Genomic DNA, 21,043 nt, shown 5'->3' with positions numbered 1-21,043 from the left:
CACGCCGAAGTACCTGAGGAGTTTCCGCCCCATGCCAATCCGCCCCCGCCGTACCGGCGCTTTCGCCGTTGCCGGTGTTGTCGCCTTCGGAGCGCTTGCTGTCGTGCTCGGCAGCCAGGCCGACGCCCAGCAGCCCGCTCCGCTTCCCATCGACCAGCTGCTCGGCCAGGCGCAGCAGGGCCAGGCCGCACTCGGCCGGGTCCAGTCCCGCCTGACCGAGGTTGCCGTTCAGAACAAGTTGAGCACCGAACACCTGCGGCAGATCCTGAGCACCGACAAGACCGCCTGGCTCGACCGTGGCGGCCGGCTGTTCTACCGCGAGCCGGTCGCCACGACCTCCGAGCGCAAGGCGAGCGCCGGGACATCCCCGCGCTGGGCCAGGTCGGCCGTCACCGCGGCGACTGGCCCAGCGTTCGAGCTGCACAGCAAGCCCGGCTCGAACCGGGTCATCTACCTCGACTTCACCGGCCACACGATCACCGGGACAGCGTGGAACCAGAGTCCGAAGCCGGCGACGGTGAACATCACGCCGTACGACACCGACGGCGACCCTTCGAGTTTCGGTACCGCCGAGCAGGACGTCGTCCACGATGTCTGGGCTCGTGTCGCCGAGGACTACGCGTCGTTCGATGTGGACGTGACGACGCAGGAGCCGACCGCTGCGGCGATCGACCGGTCCTCGGCGTCGGACCAGCAGTACGGCACGCGCGTCGTGATCGACCCGACCACCTGGTACCAGTCCGACTGCCGCTGCGGTGGCGTCGCGTACGTCGGGGTGTACGACAACGCCAGCCGGCACGCGTACTACCAACCTGCGCTCGTCTTCACCAAGGGTGTCGGTACCGGCGCGAAGAACATCGCCGAGGCCGCCGCGCACGAGGCCGGCCACAACGTCGGCCTGTCGCATGACGGGACGTCGACGGTCGGGTACTACGCGGGTCACGGCGCCTGGGCTCCGATCATGGGCGTCGGGTACTCCAAGGCGATCAGCCAGTGGAGCAAGGGCGAGTACGCCGACGCCAACAACAAAGAAGACGACTACTCCGTCATCAGCACGCACGGGCTGGCCCTCCGCCCCGATGAGGCGGGCGACACCACCGCCACCGCAGCCGCACTCACCGTCGGCACTCCGGCCACCGGCATCATCACCGCGCAGTCGGACACCGACGTCTACCGCGTGAACATCACCACCGCCGGCACCTACACCGCCCGGGCCAACCCGGCGACCGTCGGCGGAAACCTCGACATCAAACTCGACCTCCTGAACGGCTCCGGCACCGTTGTCACCTCGAACGACCCCGCCTCCGGCCAATCCGACGCCGCCACCCCCACCGGTCTGGGCGCCACCATCACCACCGCTCTACAACCCGGCACCTACTACCTACGAATCGACAACGTCGGCTACGCCAACCCCCTCAACACCGGCTACTCCACATACGGCAGCCGAGGCACCTACACCCTCACCCTCTCCTGACTCACCACCCGCTCGACCCACCGAACCAACCGGCCCACCGACCCACCGAACCAACCGGCCTACCGAACCGACCGGACCGACCGTCCTACCGGACCGACCGGGCTGACTGGGCTACCGGACCGACCGGCCTGCCGGATCCACCGGACCTACCGGGCTACCGCGCCGAACCGGCCTACCGCGCCGAACCGGCCTACGGGACCGACCGGACCTACCGGACCGACCGGACCTACAGCGCCGAACCGGCCTGCCGGACCGACCGGACCTACCGGCCTACCGCGCCGAACCGGCCTACCGGACCGACCGGGGCTACCGGGGCTACCGGCCCTAGATAGCGCGGGCGAGTGGGGCCGTGAGTGCCAGCGGGGCGACCTCAAGCCCATCGAAGCGCCAGCCTGCGGGAGTGCGGCGGGCGGTGTAGTGGTGGACGGCCGCGGCGATCTCTTCGGTCATGTCGTGGCGGACCAGTACGGCGACGTCGTTGGCGCGTACCACCGCGGTGTCGCCGTCAACCTGGATCACCAGGTTCGACTTGTTGTGCAGGGTACGCGCGTACGTGTCGTGTCCCTTGCGGGCGATCTGGATGAGCGCCTCGATGCCAGTCGCCTCCCCGCGGAGCGACTTGACCACGACGTCGTCGGTGAACAGTTGGTCGGACTCGTCGTACCGGAGCTCGTCCAGCCACAGGCTGTGGCGCGCGACGAGCTCGGCAAGCTCACTACGGTCGGCGAGTTCGCGAAGATCGGTCATCATGGACTCCTGATAATAGTTAGTGAGACTAATGTTGGCGACGCCAACTAATGTAGATCGTTAGTCACACTAACGCAACACCCCGCCAGCTACCCCCGCGGAACGAGATGGTGCGCCGCCAACTCCGCTAGGGCGGCGGCGTTGTCGGCGAGTACGGCGTCGTCGAAGCGAACGATGCTGGAGTGGTTGGACGGAGCCTCCTCAGCGCTGACGTCGTCAGGCCGGGCACCCACCATCGTGAATGCGCCAGGCACCTCCCGCAGCACCATCGAGAAGTCCTCCGCGCCCATCAACGGATTGTCGAGCGGCTGCACGCGTTCCGCCCCGAACAGACCCGTGAGCACCTCGGTCGTCTCCGCAGTACGCCCGGCATCGTTCACCGTCACCGGGTACTGCGGGCTCAGCTGCGCGTCCACCGTGCACCCGTACGCCGCCGCGATCCGCTCCGCCAGCGCGGGAAGGTCCCGCGTCAGCTGTTCGAGTCTCGCGTCGGACAAGGTCCGCACGGTCGCGCCGAGCCGGGCCGTGTTGGGGATGACGTTGATCGCGACGCCCGCCTCGAGTTGCGTCACGGTGACCACTACCGGATCGAACACATCGACCCGCCGCGTCACGTACGCCTGCAACGCGAGCACGATCTCCGCGACCACCGGCACCGGGTCGATCGTTGTCGACGGCATCGATCCGTGGCCGCCCTTGCCGTGCACGGTGATGTGCAACTGGTTCGAACTCGCCATCATCGTGCCGGGCCGCAGTTGGAAGATCCCCTTCGCGGCCTGCGCCCAGACATGCAACGCGTACGCCGCGATCGGCTTGTCACCCGTCGCCGCGAGCAGGCCCTCGCGCAGCATGTACCCCGCACCGCCGAGCCCTTCCTCGCCGGGCTGAAACATGAAGATCACGTTCCCGTGCAACTCGTCACGGTGAGCGCTCAGCAGTCGCGCGGCGCCGACCAGCCCCGCGGTATGCAGGTCGTGACCGCAGGCATGCATGTTCCCGTTCTCGGCGGCGTACGCCAACCCGGTCTCCTCGACCACCGGCAACGCATCCATGTCACCCCGCAACAACACCGTCGGCCCCGGCGCCCCACCCCGCAACACCGCTACCACCGACGTCACCTCACGCCCGGTACTCACCTCCAACGGCAGCCCCGCCAACGCATCCATCACCACCTCCTGAGTCCGCGGCAACACCAGCCCCACCTCAGGCTCCCGATGCAACACCCGCCGCAACTCCACCAACCCCGCCAAAATCCCCGCACCCTCACCAACAAACCCCACAACCAACCTCCATTCCCACTCACACCAACCTGCCCGCCACCGTACCCACCGACCGCCCACAAGCAGCCTGCGCGACGAGAACGCGGCCTCTCCGAACGTGGCGTGGACCCAGCCGAGCCCCCATCCAGACCCCGAGGTGATCGCCCCGGTTCCAGGCCACACCTGTTTGCGACCTGCTCCGGCGCCACCCGAATGCACGCGACAATCGCCGACCACACCGATCGGTGAGTCCCCCAGTCCCGGACCGGACGGATCGGTGAGCTGCCCGATCCTCGACGGGGCGGATCGGTGAGCTGCCCGATCCTCGACGGGACGGGTCGGTGAGCTCGCTGGTCAGCTCGTCGAGGGCCAATGCGGCAGCGCCCCGCAGCGAACTCGGGCGCCGGCGTGTCCGCCAGCCGCGCTGCCCGCTCCTGGACGGGGCGGGTCGGTGAGCTGCCCGGTCCTCGACGCGACGGATCGGTGAGTCGCCCATGCCCGGCCGGATGGGTCGGTGTGTCGCCCACTCCCCGGCCAGACGGATCGGTGAGTCGCTCAGTCCGGGACGGGACGGATCGGTGAGTGGCCCAGGCCCCGACGGGACGTGTCGGTGAGTCGCTCAGTCCCGACAGGATCGGTGAGTCGCCCAGGCCGGCCGGACGGATCGGTCAGTCGCCCAGGCTCCGGTGGGGTCCCGCTGGTCGTCTGCCGTTTCTGTTGGGGTGTGCAGCACCGGGTCGAGGACCTGGATCGCGGCGGCCGGTGCCGGCCTCGGGGAGACGACCGTCGTGCTCGTTCTGGGACGGTGGTCGGTTCGACTGATCGACACCCGATGCGCCGGCGCCGAGGCCGGCGTCCAGACTGCGGCGAAGGTCCTGGTTCTGCGTCCAGAACTCCTGCAGCTCCTCGGCCTTGATCGTCGCCTTGCGCGCCGCGTTCAGGCCCGCGAGCTCAGACATCTGCACATCCTGAGGATCGCCGGGATCGAACTCGTGGATCGCTGCGAAGGCGGGCTGCATCGTCTCCACCAGCGCCTGGATCCCGCCCACCCTGGCTTGGGCCGGTGCCAGTTGGCCGACCTTCTCGTCGTACAGCAGCACAGCGGCGACGGCTAGCTTGTCCTCGGCGTTCACGATCGCGAGCCTGCGGACGACCTCCTCAGCTGACTGTCCGACCGCTTCGCCGATCTCCTCGCTGAAGGAACGAACCGCCGGTACGTACTCGCCGTAGGCCGGAGCCGTCCGCACGTCGCTGATGCCGGGCGCAATCTGTTCCAGGCCGAGCTCGCGAATGTACTCGTTCAGCGCCTGCTGCGTGGCCAGCTCGGTGGTTGCCTCCTCGACCACCTGGTTGTGTGGCTGCTGGTAGGCATCGGCGCCCATCGCATGCGAAGTACCTCGCGCCGCCAGGAGGTGGATGTTTTCGTGAAAGACGACCCGCAAAGCCTCGCGATAGCGCTGCAGAGTGGCCTGGTCGTGCTGCTGGCCCGCGGTGGCGAACATCTCCCGCAGATCGCTGACCACCGACGGGTGGTAGTTGATCGTGTGATCCCAGCTGACGTTGCCTTTCCGCGAACTATCTTCCGGGAGCAGCGCGACGCTGCCGTTCCATGACGAGTGGTGCGCACCCATGACTCGAACAGCAGCCCTGGCCTGCTGCTCTCTCAGCTCGTCATACGTCGTGACCACGACCGGCAACTCCTGTGCTGCGAATCGTGCGAATCGGCTAGCGGTCGGTGTTCGAAGCGCTGATCTCCAACGACTCGGCCAGCATTGCGAGGGACTCGTTCAGCTGCAGGATCCCGGTTCGCTCCTCGACGGCAGCGCTGTCGGCGATCTGGCCGATCTCCGCAATTCCGGCTCTGATGGTGGCGATTCGCTCCGGCAGCGTGCCCTTGGCGTTGCGCGCGCGCCGATGGACATGGAGTGCTGCTCGCACTGTTTCGGAGACGGACTTCTGGTGGTTATCCAGAACCTTGTCGAGCTTGGCGACGAGGTGGTGAGCTCGCTCCTGGCTCGCAGTGGGCTCGACCTGACCGGCCAGTCTCCGCAGCCGATCGACCTCGACCGCGAAGGCGATCGGTTGCATCGACAGCCCGCGGTCGAGCAAGGCACCGTACTCGGCGTCGAAGCTGGGGAAGTCCATGGTGCACTATCTCATTCGTCTAGTTGAAAGCCTTCCCTTCCGCGCTCTGTCGGGCCGGCCGCTGATCGAGCGTTAGGGCCGAGCGGCGCCCTACTTGTTCAGCGTCGTACGAGAAAAGATCCGCCGTCGGTGTCCTGATCGTCGGGATGGTTGTGGATAGTTTCGAGGTGCATTGCGAGGCGCTCGCTGAGGTGGCGGATGCGGCCGGCCTCGGCGCCGTCCACGGAAGCGGCGATCCGGCCGATTTCGGCCATCGCGGTCTCGAGCACCTGGATGCGTTCGTCAGGAGTGCCGTTGCTGGTGAGGGCCTGCGACTGGACTCGGACCGCGGCGGCCATTTCGTCGGACATCGGCGGAGCCTTGTAGCTCAGCGCGCGCTCGAGCGACTTCATGCTGGCCTCGGCACGTTCGCGATCGGCTGCCGGCTCCACCCCCTGAATCAGGGCCTTCAAGCGGTCGATCTCGCTCCACAGGTCTTCCTTGGCGATCGTCTTGGCCATGACCGCATCGACCAGCCGCTGCTCCTGCTCGTCATACGCTGCGCAGTCCATGGGCCTCAGTATTCCCGTCTCGACCGGCCAACGAGGCGACGGCGGATTTGTCAGGCGGTTCGAATCAGGCCTCCTCGGGCAGCGGCTGGATGGTTGGTACGGGCAGGGGATGGGTGGGACGTCTTCGGCTGGGAGGGCGCTGTCGGGGGCGCGATACCGAACAGGGCTGTTTGCTGGGCCGGGGGTGTGAGGTGGATCGGGTTGAAGGTGTAGGCGGATTCGGCGGTGCGGATTTCTTGGCCGAGGTGCGCGAGGAGGTTTTCGGCGGTGAGGCGGGACTTGGTTGCGGCCAGGTCGGGTGCGGCGAGTTCGTAGGTGTCGAGGTGGGAGAGGCCCGAGCGGAGGATCGACTCGAGGCGGGAGCGGGTGTCGGCGCCGGGTGGCTCGAGGTCGGGGAGTCGGGTGGAGTTGTAGACGAGGTCGACCAAGAGCGGGAGCTGGCCGGCGGCGGTTTGGCGGTTGAGGTCCTGCAGGACCTGGCCGCTGGGCAGGCCGATGCGGGTCTCCAGCTCGGCGGCAAGTTGGCGGACGGCGGGGACGAAGGAGGGGTAGTAACCGCCGGAGCGGACCGTGTTGATGCCTGGGGCAACTTTGTCGATGCCTAGGCGGTTTATGTATTCGTCGATGTTGTCCTGGGCCCAGGCCTCGGTGACGCCTTCCTCCAGTTGGCGGCTGCCGGGTTCGACGAAGCCCTCGCGGGCTGCCTCTTGAGTGGCACCGGACGGGCCGAGGAAGTGGGCGTGCTCGTGGAGCAAGGTGGCGAGGGATTCGCGGTACGCGAACAGGGTCTGCGACGGGTGGTTCTCGCCGGCGTGTTCGTACAGGTGGTGGATCGGGGCGAGGATCGCGTCGTTGTCGAGGTAGAGCGTGCCGTCCCAGTGCGCCAGGCCGAGGATCGAGCTCGACGTACCGACGACGCGCCCGTTCCACGCGGACTGGTCGGCGCCGGCGAGGTCGCGGGCCGTGTCGCCGCTGAGGGTCAGTAGCTCGCTGATCGAGGTCGGGGCCTGAAGGGTCGCGGTCACGAGCGCATCGCGATCGCGAGCCGGACGAGCGAGTCGGCGGTGCGTCGGTAGCGTGCCTTTTCGGCTGGGTCGTGGGTCTCGGCGGCGAGGCGGCTGAGTTCGGTGATCAGCCAGTCGTTGCGGGCTTGCCGCTCGGCGTGGCGGTCGGTGCGGGTCGTCGTACCGGTCGAGTGCTCCATGAGTTGTCCTCCCGAGTTGTGAAGTCGGCGGAGAACATACGGAGATCGGCGCCGTTTCTACGGGGGACTTTTGAAACTGTGGATAACCAGGCCTAGAAGAGCGTCGGCGGCTCGGCCTCGACGGGCTCGGGGAGGGGAGCGACGGCCGGGACGGCGGCGGCGACGGTCGCGTGGAAACGGCGGGCGAGGTTGAGGGCCTCGACGTTGTCCGGCGTGTGCAGGAAGATCGTCGGCGAGCGGCCTTCGGAGATCCAGTGGACGACGAGGTCGACGAGGTAGGACCAGCCGTCGACGGTTTCTTCCACGGAGTCGCGGCCGATGTAGCGGACGATCGGATGACCGGTCAGTACGCGGGTCCGCCGGGCGACCCGCGGCTTCTTCATCCACGCGTCCCGCTCGGCGAAGCTGGTCGGGCGGCGCGCGAACAGCGTGCCGGTGTCGAACGGGATCCACTCCGCCTGAGCCCGGGCGAGTACGCGCTCGAGGTTCGCCGATGCCGTCGCATCTTCGAAGAATGCGCGGTGCCGGACTTCCACGGCGTACCGATGGTCGCGCGGCGCGTTGTGGAGAAAGGCGGCGAGCGCACCGAGGTCGGTGGGGGAGAAGGCGGCCGGCAACTGAATCCAGACCGCATGGTTGCGCGGCCCGAGCGGCTCGATCGCACTCAGGAACCCGCGAAGCTCAGTGTCGACGTTGGTGAGCCGACGTTCGTGCGTGATGACCTGCGGCAACTTCACCACGAACCGAAAATCAGGCGGCGTCTGCGCCGCCCAATTCGCCACCACCGCCCGGGAAGGCGTCGCATAGAACGTCGTATTGCTCTCCACCGCATTGCACCACGACGCATACGCCCGCAACTTCTCCCGCGAAGGCTGCGGCCACGCGGGATGTGTCCATTGCGCACATCCCACGTGGAGCCACATGCCTACAACTTACGAGGTCAGCGGTCGATTTCGCCGCGGATGAACTTTTCTACCTGCTCGCGGGCGACGTCGTCGGCGTACTGTTCGGGCGGGGACTTCATGAAGTACGACGACGCGGAGAGGATCGGGCCACCGATGCCGCGGTCCTTGGCGATCTTGGCGGCGCGGATGGCGTCGATGATGATGCCGGCCGAGTTCGGGGAGTCCCAGACCTCGAGCTTGTACTCCAGGGACAGCGGGACGTCGCCGAAGTTGCGGCCCTCGAGGCGGATGAAGGCCCACTTGCGGTCGTCCAGCCAGGCCACGTAGTCCGACGGGCCGATGTGCACGTTGCGGGGGTCGATCTCGTCCTGCAGTTGCGAGGTGACGGACTGGGTCTTGCTGATCTTCTTCGACTCCAGGCGCTCGCGCTCGAGCATGTTCTTGAAGTCCATGTTGCCGCCGACGTTCAGCTGGTACGTGCGGTCCACGGTGACACCGCGGTCCTCGAACAGCTTGGTCAGCACGCGGTGCGTGATGGTCGCACCGATCTGCGACTTGATGTCGTCGCCGACGATCGGCAGGCCGGCCGCAGTGAACTTGTCCGCCCACTCCTTGGTGCCTGCGATGAACACCGGCAGCGCGTTCACGAACGCGACACCCGCGTCGATCGCGCACTGCGCGTAGAACTTCGCGGCCTGCTCCGAACCCACCGGCAGGTAGCAGACCAGGACGTCGACAGCAGCCTCACGCAGCGCCGCGACGACGTCGACCGGCGCCGCGTCGGACTCGGTGATGGTCTCGCGGTAGTACTTGCCGAGGCCGTCGAGGGTGTGACCGCGCTGCACCGTGATGCCGGTCGGCGGTACGTCGCAGATCTTGATCGTGTTGTTCTCGCTGGCGCCGATGGCGTCGGCGAGGTCCAGGCCGACCTTCTTGCCGTCCACGTCGAACGCGGCCACGAACTCCACGTCACGGACGTGGTAGTCACCGAACTGGACGTGCATCAGACCGGGGACGCGCTCTTCCGGCTTCGCGTCGCGGTAGTAGTGCACGCCCTGGACGAGCGAGCTTGCGCAGTTGCCGACGCCGACGATCGCCACGCGGATCGAGGTCATCTGGAATCTCCTTGGATAGGCGGATGGTGCTGGTCAGGGGGCCGTTGCTGCCGCCGCTCGCCGTCGATCAACTCGTTCAGCCAGCGGACCTCGCGCTCGGCCGACTCCAGGCCGTGCCGTTGCAGCTCGAGGGTGTAGGCGTCGACCCGCTCCGCCGTCCGGCTCATCGCCGCCCGGAAGTTGGCCAGCCGCTCCTCCATTCGGGCCTTGCGGCCCTCGAGGATGCGCAACCGGGTGGCCGGATCGGTCCGGCCGAAGAACGAGAAGCGGACGCCGAAGGTGTCGTCCTCCCACGCCGACGGACCGGCTTCGTGCATCGCGTGCGCGAAGTAGTCCTTGCCGTCGGCGGTGATCGTGTAGACGATCTTGGGCCGGCGACCCGACTCCGGCGTCCCGGGGTCGGCCGTGATCAGCCCGTTGCGGAGCATCGCCTTCAGACACGGGTAGAGCGAACCGAACGACAGCACGCGTCCCCACCCGAACTGGGCGTTGACGCGCTTGCGGAGCTCGTAACCGTGCATCGGCGCTTCGTGCAGCAGACCGAGTACGGCGAGCTCCAGGACCCCACTGCGGTTTCCCATGAGCCACCTCCCTCGGTCCAGTTTGTCATGACCTGATGTATCGGTTCGATACATCGTGGCGCCACTGTAGGCAGACCCGACGCCTGTGGACAACTCTTGACAAACCAGGCCTTTGTCAGCATCAGGCTCTGAAACCTGTTACGTCAGGCGCCGAACTGCGTTAATCGAGTGACACCCAGCGTCGCGGCTCGGGAGCGGAGGGTAATGACCGACAGTCATGGGAAGCACGCCAGATCGGACGTCGAGGCCGAGGGCTTGCTCGCCCGGCTGGCCCTGAGGTTCACCGCGTTCACCGAGAAGTGGCTGCCGGACGCGTTCGGGTTCGTCCTGGTCGGTACGTTCGTGGTGCTGCTGTTCGGCCTGGTCACCGGTGAACCGCTGCTGAAACGCCCCGACGACCCGGCGGCAACGAAAGGCTTCGGGTTGGTCGACGCCTGGGGTGTCGGGTTCTGGTCGCTGATCACGTTCACCCTGCAGATGGCGATGATCATCATCGGCGGGTACGCCGTCGCGACCAGCGGACCGATCGCCCGATTGATCACCCGGCTGGCGCGGATCCCGAAGCACCCGCGCAGCGCCGTCGCCTTCGTCGCCGCGGTCGCGATGCTCGCGTCGTACCTGAACTGGGCCTTCAGCCTGATCTTCGCGGCGATCCTCGCGCGTGAGGTGGCGCGCAACGTACCGAAGGCGGACTACCGCGCGCTGGGTGCGATGGCGTTCCTCGGCCTCGGAACCGTGTGGGCCCAGGGATTGTCAGGGTCCGCGGCGCTGCAGGTGGCCAGTGCGAGCAGCAGCCCACCCCCGGTGCAGGAGGTGATCAAGGCGGCCGGCCACGCCAGCGGTCTGATCCCGCTCAGCGACACGATCTTCACCTGGCAGGCCCTCGTCGCGACGTTGATCGTGTACGTGGTGGGCGTCGGCATGGCGTGGTTCGTCGCACCGCGCGAAGGCAGTGCGCGGACCGCGGAGGACATCGGTATCGAACTCAAACCGCTGATCGGCCGCGGATCGCCGTACAACGGCCGCCGGCAGGAGGTACGCAGGCCTGGTGACTGGCTTGAGCACTCACCGCTGTTCAGTGTGCTGATCGTGCTGCTCGGCGCGGTCTATCTGGTGCGCTACTTCACCGGGAAGAGTTTCTTCAACGCGCTGGACCTCAACACCGTCAACCTTGTGCTGTTCCTGCTCGCGCTGCTCCTGCACTGGCGGCCGTGGCGGATGGCGCGCGCGGTCCGCGACGGCGCACCGGCGGCGGCCGGCGTACTGCTGCAGTTCCCCTTGTACGGCGGGATCTTCGGGATGATCGCCTACACCGGGATCTCCGCGCGGCTGGCCGGCTGGCTGGTACACGCGAGCAGTCAGTTCCTGTTCCCGCCGCTGGTCGCGATCTACTCGTGCATCCTCGGGATCTTCGTACCGAGCGGTGGCAGCAAGTGGGTGATCGAGGCGCCGTACGTACTGCAGGCCGCGAACACGCTGCGTGTCGACGCGGGTTGGATGGTCGTGGTGTACGACCTCGGCGAGGCGAGCGCCAACCTGCTGCAACCGTTCTGGATGCTGCCGACGCTCGCGATCCTCGGGCTCAAGGCGCGGGACATCATGGGCTACACGTTCACGATGTTCCTGGCGTGCTTCCCGGCGGCGCTGATCGCCGTGACATTGCTCGCACCGCACGTGACCAGGTAACCGTTTGCACCCCGGGAACCGGTCAGTCGGTGCGGTTGCTAGCATCCGGAGCGGATTCGGGCCCGTTACCACACCCACCGTAGTCTGTGGGGCAATGACTTCCGCGAGATCGTCGAGGATTGCACTGTGAGTGAAGCTCGTAGAAAGGCCGCCCCGCCGCGCCGGCAGAAGAAGCACTGGGCGCTCCGGGTTCTCGGCTGGCTCGCGGCACTCTTCTTCCTCGGCATCATCGGCGCGGTCGCCGCGTTCTTCATCATGTACCAGACCACGAAGATCCCGGACCCGAACAAGGAGTTCGCCACCAACACCACCACGGTCACGTGGGACAACGGCAGCCGGACGCTCGGTGCCTTCTACGAGCAGAACCGGCACTCCGTGCCGCTCGCACAGATTCCCAAGCCCGTCCAGGACGCGGTCATCGCAGCGGAGGACCGGACGTTCTGGACGAACCCGGGCATCTCACCGCAGGGCATGGTGCGGGCCGCGTACAACATCGCGCGCGGCCAGCAATTGCAGGGGGGCTCGACGATCACCCAGCAGTACGTGAAGGTCATGTACCTGACCCAGGAGCGGACCGTCTCGCGCAAGCTCCAGGAGCTCTTCATCGCGACCAAGCTCGGCCGGCAACAGGACAAGAGCCAGACGCTCGAGGGCTACCTCAACACGATCTACTTCGGGAAGGGTGCCTACGGCATCGCCGCCGCCGGCGACGCGTACTTCCAGGTGCCGGATCCGAAGAACCTGTCGGTTCCGCAGGCGGCGCTGCTGGCGACAGTGCTCAACAACCCCACGCTGTTCGACGTCGACGACCTCAACGATCCGCGGACCGCCAAGCGGATCATCGAGCGGTATCGGTACGTCCTGGACGGCATGCAGCAGATGGGCACGATCACGCCGACCAAGGAGGCGCAGTACGCCAGCAAGCTGCCTAAACTCAACCCGAAACCGAAGAACAACCGCTACAAGGGCTGGGCCGGTTTTCTGCTCGACATGGCGCGCAAGGAACTGCTGCAACGTGGCTTCACCGAGGACCAGATCAGCGGCGGCGGTCTGCGGGTCACCACGACCTTCGACTACGACCAGCAGCAGAAGATGGTCAAAGCAGCGCAGAACAAACTGCCGGACAAGCATGACAACCTGCACATCGGGATGGCGTCGGTTCAGCCGGGCACGGGTGAACTGGTCGCCATGTACGGCGGGCCCGACTATCTGAAGAGTCAGTTGAACTGGGCGACGGCGAAGGCCAGACCTGGATCGGGGTTCAAGCCGTTCGCGCTGGCTGCGGCGCTGGAGGACAACAAGAGCCTCTACGACATCTTCCAAGGTGACAGCCCGATCAAGATCCAGGGCCAGAAGCTCGGCAACGAGTTCAACCGGGACTACGGCGACGTCACGTTGCTGAAGGCCACCGAGCAGTCGATCAACACTGCGTTCTACGACCTGGTCGACAACCAGATGGACAACGGGCCCGACAAGGTCGTGACCGCCGCGGAGGCGGCCGGTATCCCGAAGACGAAGTACCTTGAGGACGGGCGGAACAACCCGTCGACCGTGCTCGGCCCGGACCCCTACGCGTCGGCCGTCGACATGGCCGAGGCCTACGCGACGTTCGCGGCCGACGGTGTGTACGCACCGCTGCACGTGATCAAGGAGGTCAAGGGTCCGGACGGCAAGGTGCTCTGGAGCGAGAAGAGCCTCGACAAGCAGAAGAAGCAGGCCTTCCCCCAGGACATCGCGCGGACCGTCAACTTCGCCCTGCAGGACGTCGTGACCGATGGTACGGGTACGGGCGCCAAGGACCTCGGCCGTCCAGTGGCCGGCAAGACCGGTACGGCGGGTGGCGTCGCCGTCGAGGACCGTGCCAAGGACAAGGCCTGCGGTGGCTGCATGGCCGGTTCCGCGACCCTGACCTCCTGGTGGACCGGCTACACGCCGCAGCTCTCGACCGCGGTCGTGTACCGCGCCGGTAAGACTGGTGAGAGCAACCTCGACCCGTACTCGTCGGACAAGGCGTTCTTCGGTGGCAACTGGCCGCTGCAGACCTGGCTCGCGTTCATGAAGCCCGCCCTCGAGGGCGTCCCCGAAGTGAGCTTCCCGGACCCGAGTGGGGACCAGATCAAGGACACGACCACCCCGACGTACACGCCGTCGCCGACCAACACGCCGACGAATACGCCGAGCAGCACGCCGCCCCCGAGTACGCCTCCGCCGAGTACTCCGCCGCCCAGTACGCCGCCGCCGAACACGCCGACCGGCAAACCGACGAAGACCAAGCCGACGCAGACCACGACCACCCCGGTGATCACGCTGCCGACCGGCGGTCCGTCGAAACCGACCAACACGCCTCGAACACCCGGGACCGGACAGTAGCCTCCGCCGGTCGCCGGATGGGAGACCATAGGCGTGTGACTCGGGCGGATGGTGGTGGGCGGCGTGTTTGAGCGCGCGGCTTCCGACGCGCCCCGGCCTGAGCGGCGGGCTCGGCGGGCCCGGGTCACCGCGGTCTGGTGGCATCGGTGGATGCCATCGGCCCAAGGGCGGGAGGTGCTCGGGTGGTGGCTCGTCACCCGGGCGGGGTTGTTCCTGCTGTCGGTCTCGGCGCCGTTGCTGTTCAACCGTTTTCCCGACTACCCGCACGTCTGGAAGGCGTGGCTGCAGTGGGACGTCGCGCATCTGAACGCGGTGGCCCAGTACGGGTACAACCACGGTGAGCCGTCCGGTGCGCCACTCGCTGCGTTCTTCCCGGGCTTCCCGTTGCTGGTCCGCCTCGTCAGCTACACCGGGATCGGCTACGTTGCCTCGGGCATCGTGGTGTCTGCGGTCGCCAGTGCGGTCGCAGGGGTGTACCTCGCGCGCCTGGCGCAGTACGAGTTTCCGGAGCTGAAGGGGATCGGGCCGAACGCGGCCATGGTCTGGTACGGCGCTCCGGTCGGTGTCTTCCTCGCTGCCGGGTACACCGAGTCGCTGTTCTGTGCGTTCGCGTTCCCCGCCTGGCTGGCGGCGCGGCAGGGGCGCTGGGCGCGGGCAGCCGTGTTCGTGGCGCTGGCGTCGACCGTGCGGGTGTCCGGGCTGTTCTTGATCTTCGCCCTGCTCGTCGAGTTCCTGACGTCCAAGAAGCGCGACTGGGTCTCGCTGCCCTGGTTGGCGCTGCCCGTCGTACCGGTGCTGGGCTTCATGGCGTACCTGAAGCACATCCACGGGTCCTGGTTCGCCTGGCATCAGGCGCAGGAGAAGGGCTGGCCCCGGAAGTTCACCTGGCCGTGGACGTCCCTGCAGCACACCGTGCAGGCTGCGACGAAAGGTTTCTTCCCTGCGGACCGCACGGACTGGACGTGGATGTTCCGTGCGGAGCTGGTCGCTCTGTTCGTCTGCTTGTTGCTCCTGGTCTGGCTGCTCTGGCGACGGTCCTGGGGTGAGGCCGCGTGGGTTGCTGCCACGCTGGGAGCATTCTGTACGTCGTACTGGGTCTTCTCGCTCACCCGGGCCACCCTGCTCCTGTGGCCGCTGTGGATCGGCCTGGCGGTCCTGATCAGGCGAAAACCGTGGCTCGGCCGGCTCTATCTAGGGCTGGCGATACCACTGGCCGCCGCCTGGGCCTGCGCCTTCTTCACCGGCCGCTGGTCCGGCTGAACGTACCCCGCTGTCCGGCATGTGGACAGTTTTTCGCTGAGGCAACCCTCGGACGGGTTCGAGCGTCGATAGGGGTGAAGGGGTGGCAGTCCGGGCGGGGACCGCCACCCCTCCTTGAATTCCGGCGGAACCTCTCAGGGGCAGGCTCCGCCGGGTGATCCGGTACCGAGGGCGATGGCAGTTCAGCCGTCGCCCTCGTGTCGTGATGCAACCTCCGCGCGGCTTCACCCAGTAGTTGCAGGGTGGAGATCACCGACAAGGGGAGGGCCGACCGTGAGCGACCGCGATGCGGAGTTCCTCGAGTACGTCACCGTGCACCGCGGCCGGATGCTGCGGACCGCCCGGCTGCTGGCGTCCGGGGACGTGCACTGGGCCGAGGATCTGGTCCAGGTCGCGCTGACCAAGCTCTACGTGCACTGGTCGAAAGTGCGGCGCGAGGACGGCGCGGCGCGGTACGCCGACCGGATCCTGGTGAACAGCTTCCTCGACGAGCGCCGGCGGATGTGGCGCCACCGGGAGGCGAGCACCGAGCGGATCCACGACGCGGCGCCGCCGCCGGCCCAGGACCCGGCCGAGCGGTTGACCCTCCTGGAGGCCCTCGCGAAGCTTCCGCGCCGTCAGCACGCCGTCGTCGTCCTGCGCTACTTCCGCGACTTCGACATCCACACCACCGCCGAGCTGATGGGTTGTTCGGAGGGGACAGTGAAATCCCAGACCTCCCGCGCTCTGTCGACGTTGCGTGATCTCCTGCACGAGCCCCTCGAGACCCTGGAGAGCCTGCGATGACCGACCTGAAGAACCTTCTCGAAGAGGCCGCAGGAGCCGAGCCCGGAGTCACCGATGCCGACCTGACCGCCGACCTGCTTCGCGGGCAGCGCGCGCTGAAGCGCCGCCGGATCACCGGTATCGCCGCCGGCGCCGTCGCCACCGCGCTGGTCATCGGCGTCGGCTGGTCGGTGCTCCCGTCCGGTACGACGTCCGGCGCACCGGCGGCGAGTGTCACCAAGAAGCCCACGGCCCCTGGACCCAAGCCGTTCGACCAGGACAAGCGCAAACCGCCGGTCATCCCGGCGGCCGCGGTGCCGCTGGTGGCGAATCCCAAACCGTTCCCCGGCGTGATCACCTGCGACCTGATCCCGAAGGGCTGGGCGGTCCGCATCGCGTACGCGTCGCCGATCGCACAGCAGCAGGACCTGTACGACCCGAACCTGGACGCGAAGAAGTTCCACGGCGCGACGTACACCCTGACCATCCGGCAGACCGAGCTGATCGATGAGGGCGAGGGCCCCACCGTCGACAAGTACTCGACACCGTGGACGAAGCTGCCGAAGGTGCGCGCCGGCAAGTACCTGGCGGTCACCTCTGGCGTACCGGGCAGCCCGAACGGCCGTCAGGAGGTGTACATCAAGCCAGGCAAGAGCACGAAGATCGTTGGCGTGAGCAACCATGCCTACAACCTGGCCTGGGACATGAACACGCTGCTGAAGTTCGCCGGTTCCTGCCACTACAAGTAGCGGCAGGAGCCGGCGACGGGGGATCAGCCCCAGTTGCGGTCGATCGACTGGGACGGGGTCGGGCTCGGCTTCGTCTCGGCGACGCGCTGGTCGCTCGGGTGCGTGCCGGCCTCGACGCCCTTCAGCGTGCCGAGCAGTTCGATCTCAGAGAGCGTGACGCCATCAGCTCCCGGAGCGAACACCAGGCGGTACTGCGTGTACGCCTTGGGCGACGCCACGCTGAATGACCTCGTGTACGACGCCCACGCCCAGGACTGACCGGTACGCCGGTCCACGGTGCTCCACGTCGTACCGTCGTTCGAACCCTCCAGCGTCCACGCGAACGGCGCCGTACCGGTGGCACCGCTCGTCAGTGTGTACATGCCGACCGGCCGGCCCTGCGGCAGCGCGACCGTGACGGTCGGCTGTGCACCGGTCAGCGTCACCTGCGTCTTGGCGTCGTTGTCGATCAGCGACGAGACGTCCGTACCACCCGCACCGATCACCGCACCGGTGTCGGAGGTCGAGTCCCGCCACGTCATCGGGTCCTCGCCCGGGGTGGTGATCGACGGCGGGGCGTCGTTGCGGCCGGTGCCCCAGGACGTCGGCTGGTCGGTCATCTCGAACTCGATCTTGCCGCCTTCTGCGATCAACGAATGCGGGAGCGACGTCGACGTCCATCGCTTCCCATTGACCCGAACACTCTTCACATAGATGTTCGTGGAGCTGTTACCAGGTGCACTGACGACCAGCTTCTTGCCGCCGGCCAGCCGGATCGTCGCCTTGGTGAACAGCGGCGAGCCGATCGCGTACGACGGCGAACCGACCTGCAGCGGGTAGAAGCCGAGCGCGCTGAAGATGTACCACGACGACATCTCGCCGTTGTCCTCGTCGCCCGGGTACCCCTGGCCGATCTCGGAACCGGTGTACAGCCGCGACAGCACCTCACGTACGAGCGCCTGCGTCTTCCACGGCTGACCCGCGAAGTCGTACATGTACGTGATGTGGTGCGACGGCTGGTTGCTGTGCCCGTACTGTCCCATCCGCACGTCCCGGGCCTCGAGCATCTCGTGGATGGTGCCGCCGTACCCGCCGGTGTGCAGCGCGTCCTCGGGGATGCTGAAGAACTCGTCGAGCTTCTTCGCCAGCCCGTCCCGGCCGCCGTAGATCGCGGCCAGCCCGGCGCCGTCCTGCGGCGTCGAGAACGCCATGTTCCACGCGTTCGTCTCGGTGTAGTCGTGGCCCCAGTCCTGCGGGTCGAACGTGCTGGGCGAGTTGCCCCAGACGCCGCTCGGGTCCTTGCCCTGGAAGAACCCGATCGCCGGGTCGAACAGCGTCACGTAGTTCCGGGCCCGGTTCAGGAAGTACTTGTAGTTGTCGAGGTACTCCTGCTTGCGCGGGTCGTTCTTCTTCGCGGTGTCGTACAGCTTCTTCGACATGTTCGCGATGCCGAAGTCGTTGATGTAGCCGTCCATCGACCAGCTGAAGCCTTCACCGGTGGTGTTGGCCGTGTAGCCGTTGAACGTGGACAGGTCCATGCCCTTGCGGCCGACGTTCTGCGACGGCGGTACGACGGACGCGTTCTTCACCGCGGCGTCGTACATCGCCTGCACGTCGATGCCCTTGATGCCCTTCAGGTACGCGTCCGCGAAGGCGACGTCGGACGACGTACCGACCATCAGGTTCGCGTAGCCGGGCGATGACCAGCGCGAGATCCAGCCGCCGTCCTTGTACTGCTGGACGAAGCCGTTGACCAGGTCGGCAGCTTCTGGCGCCAACATTGAGTACGCCGGCCAAACCGTGCGGTACGTGTCCCAGAAGCCGTTGTTCACGTACGTCTGCCCGGCAACGATCTTGGAGCCGGTCGTGGTCGGGGTGTCGGTACCGACCTTCGGCGAGGTCGGGGACGCGTAGCTGATCACCGGCTTCGACGCGGTGCCGGTGTTCTCGGAGCCGTTGTTCGGGTAGAGGAACAGGCGGTAGAGGTTCGAGTACAGCGTGGTCAGCTGGTCGGCGGTCGCTCCCTCGACCTCGATCGTGCTGAGCTTCTTGTCCCACAGCGCCTGCGCGGCATCCCGCACGTGCCCGAACTTCGAACCTGCCGGGAGTTCGAGCTCGAGGTTCTTGCGCGCCTGCTCGGTGCCGATCAGCGAGGTCGCGATCCGCAGTTGCACCTGGGTGGTCTCGGCGCCGAACATGAAGTAGCCGCCTACGTTGGCGCCACCACCGTTCGACAGCTTGCCCGAGGCAAGTACCTTCTGGTCCACCACGCCGTACACGAACAGCCGTCCGGCGCCGGTTGACAACCCGCTCTTGATGTCGGAGTACCCGGTGACGACGCCGGTCGCCGGGTCCAGGGTCAGGCCGCCGCTGTTGTTCACATTGTCGAAGACGAGCGACGCCTTGCCGGCCGGGAAGCTGAAGCGCAGCATCGCGGCGTGGTCCGTCGGCGCGATCTCGGCCGCGTTGCCGTTGTCGAACGTGACGCCGTAGTAGTACGGCCGGGCGATCTCGTTGTCGTGGCTGAACGACCACGCGCGCGCCTTGCGATCCGCGGTCGGGGTGTCGGCCGTGGAAGGCATCACCTGGAACGTCTGCCGGTCACCCATCCACGGGCTCGGCTCGTGGCTGATCGAGAGCGCCTGCATGGTCGGCCGGTTCGCCTCGTTGTTGCCCTTGGCATAGTCGTACAGCCAGGAGGTCGAGCCGGCGTTCGTCACCGGGGTCCAGAAATTGAAGCCGTGCGGTACGGCGGTCGCGGGGAAGTTGTTGCCGCGTGAGAAGCCGCCGGTCGCGTTCGTGCCGCGGGTGGTGAGCGCCAGGTCGGACGGGTGCTTGGCCGCGGTCTTCTGGGCCGCGCGGTCCGGGTTGATCGCGGCCGCGATCCGGATGTCGTCCAGCCAGCCGCGGAAGTCGGCCGGTCCGGACGGCTTGTCGTAGCCGACCAGGATCCGCTTGATCGTCTTGCCGGCGGCAACCTTCCCGAGATCCGCCTCGACGTTGTTCCACTGGTTCGTGTACAGCGCCTTCGAGTCGCCCTGGCCGCGCGGGCTCAGCTCGAACCCGTGGTGGTCCTTCGCCTTCAGGTCGCTCAGGTACGTCCCGTCGTCGAAGGCCAGGTCCACCGCGGCGTACGTACTGGGGTAGCTGAGGTCGCCCTCCACGTGCTCGGGGAAGATCTTGTACGACAGCCGGGTGTCCTTGCCGACCTTGAGGTCGACGTCGGAGATCTTGTTCCAGGTGTACCCGCGGCCCTCGGCGTCCTGGTGGCCGGCGTACCGGAAGGACTTCACGCCGGTGAAGCCGACCCGGGCGCGGGCGTTGTACGCGCTGGTCGGGCCGGAGTCGAGCCGCGACTCGGCGACCGGCCCGGGCGGCGGCAGCGGGTCGCCGTTCGACAGGTACCAGTCGGCGAGCTGGACGATGTTCTCGCCGTGGTTCAGCGTGATGTCGAGCTTGAAGTACGTGTACGCCGTGTCGTTGGCGAAGCTGTACTCCTTGGTCTGGAAGCGCTTCTCGAAGCTCTGACCGGTCTGGGTGTCCAGCGTGGTCCAGGTAGTCCCGTCGTTCGAACCGGAGACGGTCCAGTTCTGCGGGTCGCGGCCGTCGGCGTCGTTCGCCGAGGTCAGCGCGTACTTCCTGATCACGACCGGCGCCGAGGTCTGGTAGATCAGCCACCCGGTCGGCTCGAACACCAGCCACTTGGTGAACTTGTCCCCGTCGGCGGCGTTGGTGGCGATCTCGCCGCCGCCGGTGTTCTCGCCGTTCGCGGTCACCTTGGTGACCTTGTCCATCTGGCTGCCGCCGATGCCGGTCGGCGTCGGTCCGCGGACACCCTCGGTGCGCGGCTTCCCGTCCGGGCCGGTCTCGACCGTGTCGGTGTACCCCGGTTGCGGCTGACCGGACTCGAACGAGGTGAAGTACGACGTACCGCTGACAACCTCCTGTGCTGAGGCTGGAGCAGCATGCGCTGGCGTCATGGCAACAGACATTGTCACAACCAACGTGAGAGACGTGACGAGCCCCAGTGGGCGGCGGAGATCCATCTACGCTCCTTGCACGGCCGGACCGACGCGACCCCCGTCCGCCGGTGTGGGTGCGCGGCCCCGATGACAAGGTTGTCAGCCCGCGCCCGGCCGGAATCGTCTCCCGCCGATCACTCCGGGTCAAGATCTCGTCGCACACAGCCGCCTTCGGTCGGGAGTTTTCCACAAGCTGCAACTCGATCGGGCTGCGACAGGCACAGTCGGTAA

Annotated in this window: 17 protein-coding genes; 6 read left to right on the top strand and 11 right to left on the bottom strand. The window is 67.1% G+C overall.

Annotated features, from left to right (window positions below):
- The first annotated feature begins 31 nt into the window (after positions 1–31).
- Positions 32–1,474, top strand: a complete 1,443-nt coding sequence (locus FB475_RS15260) for a PPC domain-containing protein (RefSeq protein WP_141856547.1) — start codon at positions 32–34, stop codon at positions 1,472–1,474.
- A 324-nt stretch (positions 1,475–1,798) separates the two neighbouring features.
- On the opposite strand, the gene FB475_RS15250 is transcribed toward FB475_RS15260, so the two are convergent.
- The 10 genes from FB475_RS15250 to FB475_RS15205 form a co-directional block, all read right to left on the bottom strand.
- A complete protein-coding gene (locus FB475_RS15250; protein WP_202878336.1) occupies positions 1,799–2,221 on the bottom strand; it encodes a nuclear transport factor 2 family protein in 423 nt (140 codons plus the stop codon).
- Positions 2,222–2,310: 89 nt separating this feature from the next.
- Positions 2,311–3,459 (bottom strand): M20 metallopeptidase family protein, encoded by a 1,149-nt coding sequence (locus tag FB475_RS15245; protein WP_272952083.1) that lies wholly within the window; start codon positions 3,457–3,459, stop codon positions 2,311–2,313.
- Positions 3,460–4,148: 689 nt separating this feature from the next.
- Positions 4,149–5,168 carry a hypothetical protein gene (locus FB475_RS15240; protein WP_141856540.1) on the bottom strand — a complete coding sequence of 340 codons (1,020 nt, stop codon included), beginning with the start codon at positions 5,166–5,168 and terminating at the stop codon, positions 4,149–4,151.
- A gap of 37 nt (positions 5,169–5,205) precedes the next feature.
- Positions 5,206–5,625 (bottom strand): hypothetical protein, encoded by a 420-nt coding sequence (locus FB475_RS15235; RefSeq protein WP_141856538.1) that lies wholly within the window; start codon positions 5,623–5,625, stop codon positions 5,206–5,208.
- Positions 5,626–5,723: 98 nt separating this feature from the next.
- Positions 5,724–6,176, bottom strand: coding sequence for a hypothetical protein (locus FB475_RS15230; protein WP_141856536.1), 453 nt, complete (start codon positions 6,174–6,176; stop codon positions 5,724–5,726).
- A gap of 50 nt (positions 6,177–6,226) precedes the next feature.
- Positions 6,227–7,201, bottom strand: coding sequence for a hypothetical protein (locus FB475_RS15225; protein ID WP_141856534.1), 975 nt, complete (start codon positions 7,199–7,201; stop codon positions 6,227–6,229).
- Positions 7,198–7,380 carry a hypothetical protein gene (locus FB475_RS15220; protein WP_141856532.1) on the bottom strand — a complete coding sequence of 61 codons (183 nt, stop codon included), beginning with the start codon at positions 7,378–7,380 and terminating at the stop codon, positions 7,198–7,200. The genes FB475_RS15225 and FB475_RS15220 overlap by 4 nt, the downstream gene beginning before the upstream one ends.
- A 92-nt stretch (positions 7,381–7,472) precedes the next feature.
- Complete coding sequence (locus FB475_RS15215; protein ID WP_141856530.1) at positions 7,473–8,303, bottom strand: DUF72 domain-containing protein; 831 nt, start codon at positions 8,301–8,303, stop codon at positions 7,473–7,475.
- 17 nt (positions 8,304–8,320) lie between these two features.
- Positions 8,321–9,400, bottom strand: a complete 1,080-nt coding sequence (locus FB475_RS15210) for an inositol-3-phosphate synthase (RefSeq protein WP_141856529.1) — start codon at positions 9,398–9,400, stop codon at positions 8,321–8,323.
- Complete coding sequence (locus tag FB475_RS15205) at positions 9,397–9,981, bottom strand: PadR family transcriptional regulator (RefSeq protein WP_141856527.1); 585 nt, start codon at positions 9,979–9,981, stop codon at positions 9,397–9,399. The genes FB475_RS15210 and FB475_RS15205 overlap by 4 nt, the downstream gene beginning before the upstream one ends.
- 204 nt (positions 9,982–10,185) lie before the next feature.
- Here FB475_RS15205 and FB475_RS15200 point away from each other — a divergent pair, with 204 nt between their 5' ends.
- The 5 genes from FB475_RS15200 to FB475_RS15180 all read left to right on the top strand — a co-directional run bounded on the left by FB475_RS15200 (position 10,186) and on the right by FB475_RS15180 (position 16,811).
- A complete protein-coding gene (locus FB475_RS15200; RefSeq protein ID WP_141856525.1) occupies positions 10,186–11,667 on the top strand; it encodes a short-chain fatty acid transporter in 1,482 nt (493 codons plus the stop codon).
- A gap of 126 nt (positions 11,668–11,793) precedes the next feature.
- Positions 11,794–14,037: a transglycosylase domain-containing protein gene (locus FB475_RS15195; protein ID WP_141856523.1), complete on the top strand. Its 2,244-nt coding sequence runs from the start codon at positions 11,794–11,796 to the stop codon at positions 14,035–14,037.
- A 150-nt stretch (positions 14,038–14,187) separates the two neighbouring features.
- The gene (locus FB475_RS15190; RefSeq protein WP_141856521.1) at positions 14,188–15,297 is read left to right on the top strand and encodes a mannosyltransferase family protein; all 1,110 of its coding nucleotides are present in this window, start codon (positions 14,188–14,190) and stop codon (positions 15,295–15,297) included.
- A gap of 273 nt (positions 15,298–15,570) precedes the next feature.
- Entirely contained in the window at positions 15,571–16,083 is a 513-nt protein-coding gene (locus FB475_RS15185) for a SigE family RNA polymerase sigma factor (RefSeq protein WP_238332160.1), read from the top strand.
- Positions 16,080–16,811, top strand: coding sequence for a hypothetical protein (locus tag FB475_RS15180; protein WP_141856517.1), 732 nt, complete (start codon positions 16,080–16,082; stop codon positions 16,809–16,811). Before FB475_RS15185 ends, FB475_RS15180 begins: the two co-directional genes overlap by 4 nt.
- A 23-nt stretch (positions 16,812–16,834) precedes the next feature.
- Here the strand turns inward: FB475_RS15180 and FB475_RS15175 are convergent, their stop codons facing one another.
- The gene (locus tag FB475_RS15175; RefSeq protein ID WP_238332159.1) at positions 16,835–20,770 is read right to left on the bottom strand and encodes a GH92 family glycosyl hydrolase; all 3,936 of its coding nucleotides are present in this window, start codon (positions 20,768–20,770) and stop codon (positions 16,835–16,837) included.
- Between the last annotated feature and the right edge of the window lie 273 nt (positions 20,771–21,043).

This window comes from Kribbella jejuensis (assembly GCF_006715085.1).
In the GTDB taxonomy this organism is placed as follows: Bacteria; Actinomycetota; Actinomycetes; order Propionibacteriales; family Kribbellaceae; genus Kribbella; species Kribbella jejuensis.
Note: the sequence above shows the minus strand (reverse complement) of the source record. Positions and strands in the feature narration are given on the sequence as shown.

Excerpts from the sequence above, each read along its gene's own strand:
- FB475_RS15260 (WP_141856547.1), top strand. The coding sequence starts at position 32 with ATGCCAATCCGCCCCCGCCGTACCGGCGCTTTCGCCGTTGCCGGTGTT.
- FB475_RS15250 (WP_202878336.1), bottom strand. The coding sequence starts at position 2,221 with ATGACCGATCTTCGCGAACTCGCCGACCGTAGTGAGCTTGCCGAGCTC.
- FB475_RS15235 (WP_141856538.1), bottom strand. The coding sequence starts at position 5,625 with ATGGACTTCCCCAGCTTCGACGCCGAGTACGGTGCCTTGCTCGACCGC.
- FB475_RS15230 (WP_141856536.1), bottom strand. The coding sequence starts at position 6,176 with ATGGACTGCGCAGCGTATGACGAGCAGGAGCAGCGGCTGGTCGATGCG.
- FB475_RS15220 (WP_141856532.1), bottom strand. The coding sequence starts at position 7,380 with ATGGAGCACTCGACCGGTACGACGACCCGCACCGACCGCCACGCCGAG.
- FB475_RS15215 (WP_141856530.1), bottom strand. The coding sequence starts at position 8,303 with ATGTGGCTCCACGTGGGATGTGCGCAATGGACACATCCCGCGTGGCCG.
- FB475_RS15210 (WP_141856529.1), bottom strand. The coding sequence starts at position 9,400 with ATGACCTCGATCCGCGTGGCGATCGTCGGCGTCGGCAACTGCGCAAGC.
- FB475_RS15205 (WP_141856527.1), bottom strand. The coding sequence starts at position 9,981 with ATGGGAAACCGCAGTGGGGTCCTGGAGCTCGCCGTACTCGGTCTGCTG.
- FB475_RS15200 (WP_141856525.1), top strand. The coding sequence starts at position 10,186 with ATGACCGACAGTCATGGGAAGCACGCCAGATCGGACGTCGAGGCCGAG.
- FB475_RS15190 (WP_141856521.1), top strand. The coding sequence starts at position 14,188 with ATGCCATCGGCCCAAGGGCGGGAGGTGCTCGGGTGGTGGCTCGTCACC.
- FB475_RS15180 (WP_141856517.1), top strand. The coding sequence starts at position 16,080 with ATGACCGACCTGAAGAACCTTCTCGAAGAGGCCGCAGGAGCCGAGCCC.
- FB475_RS15175 (WP_238332159.1), bottom strand. The coding sequence starts at position 20,770 with ATGACGCCAGCGCATGCTGCTCCAGCCTCAGCACAGGAGGTTGTCAGC.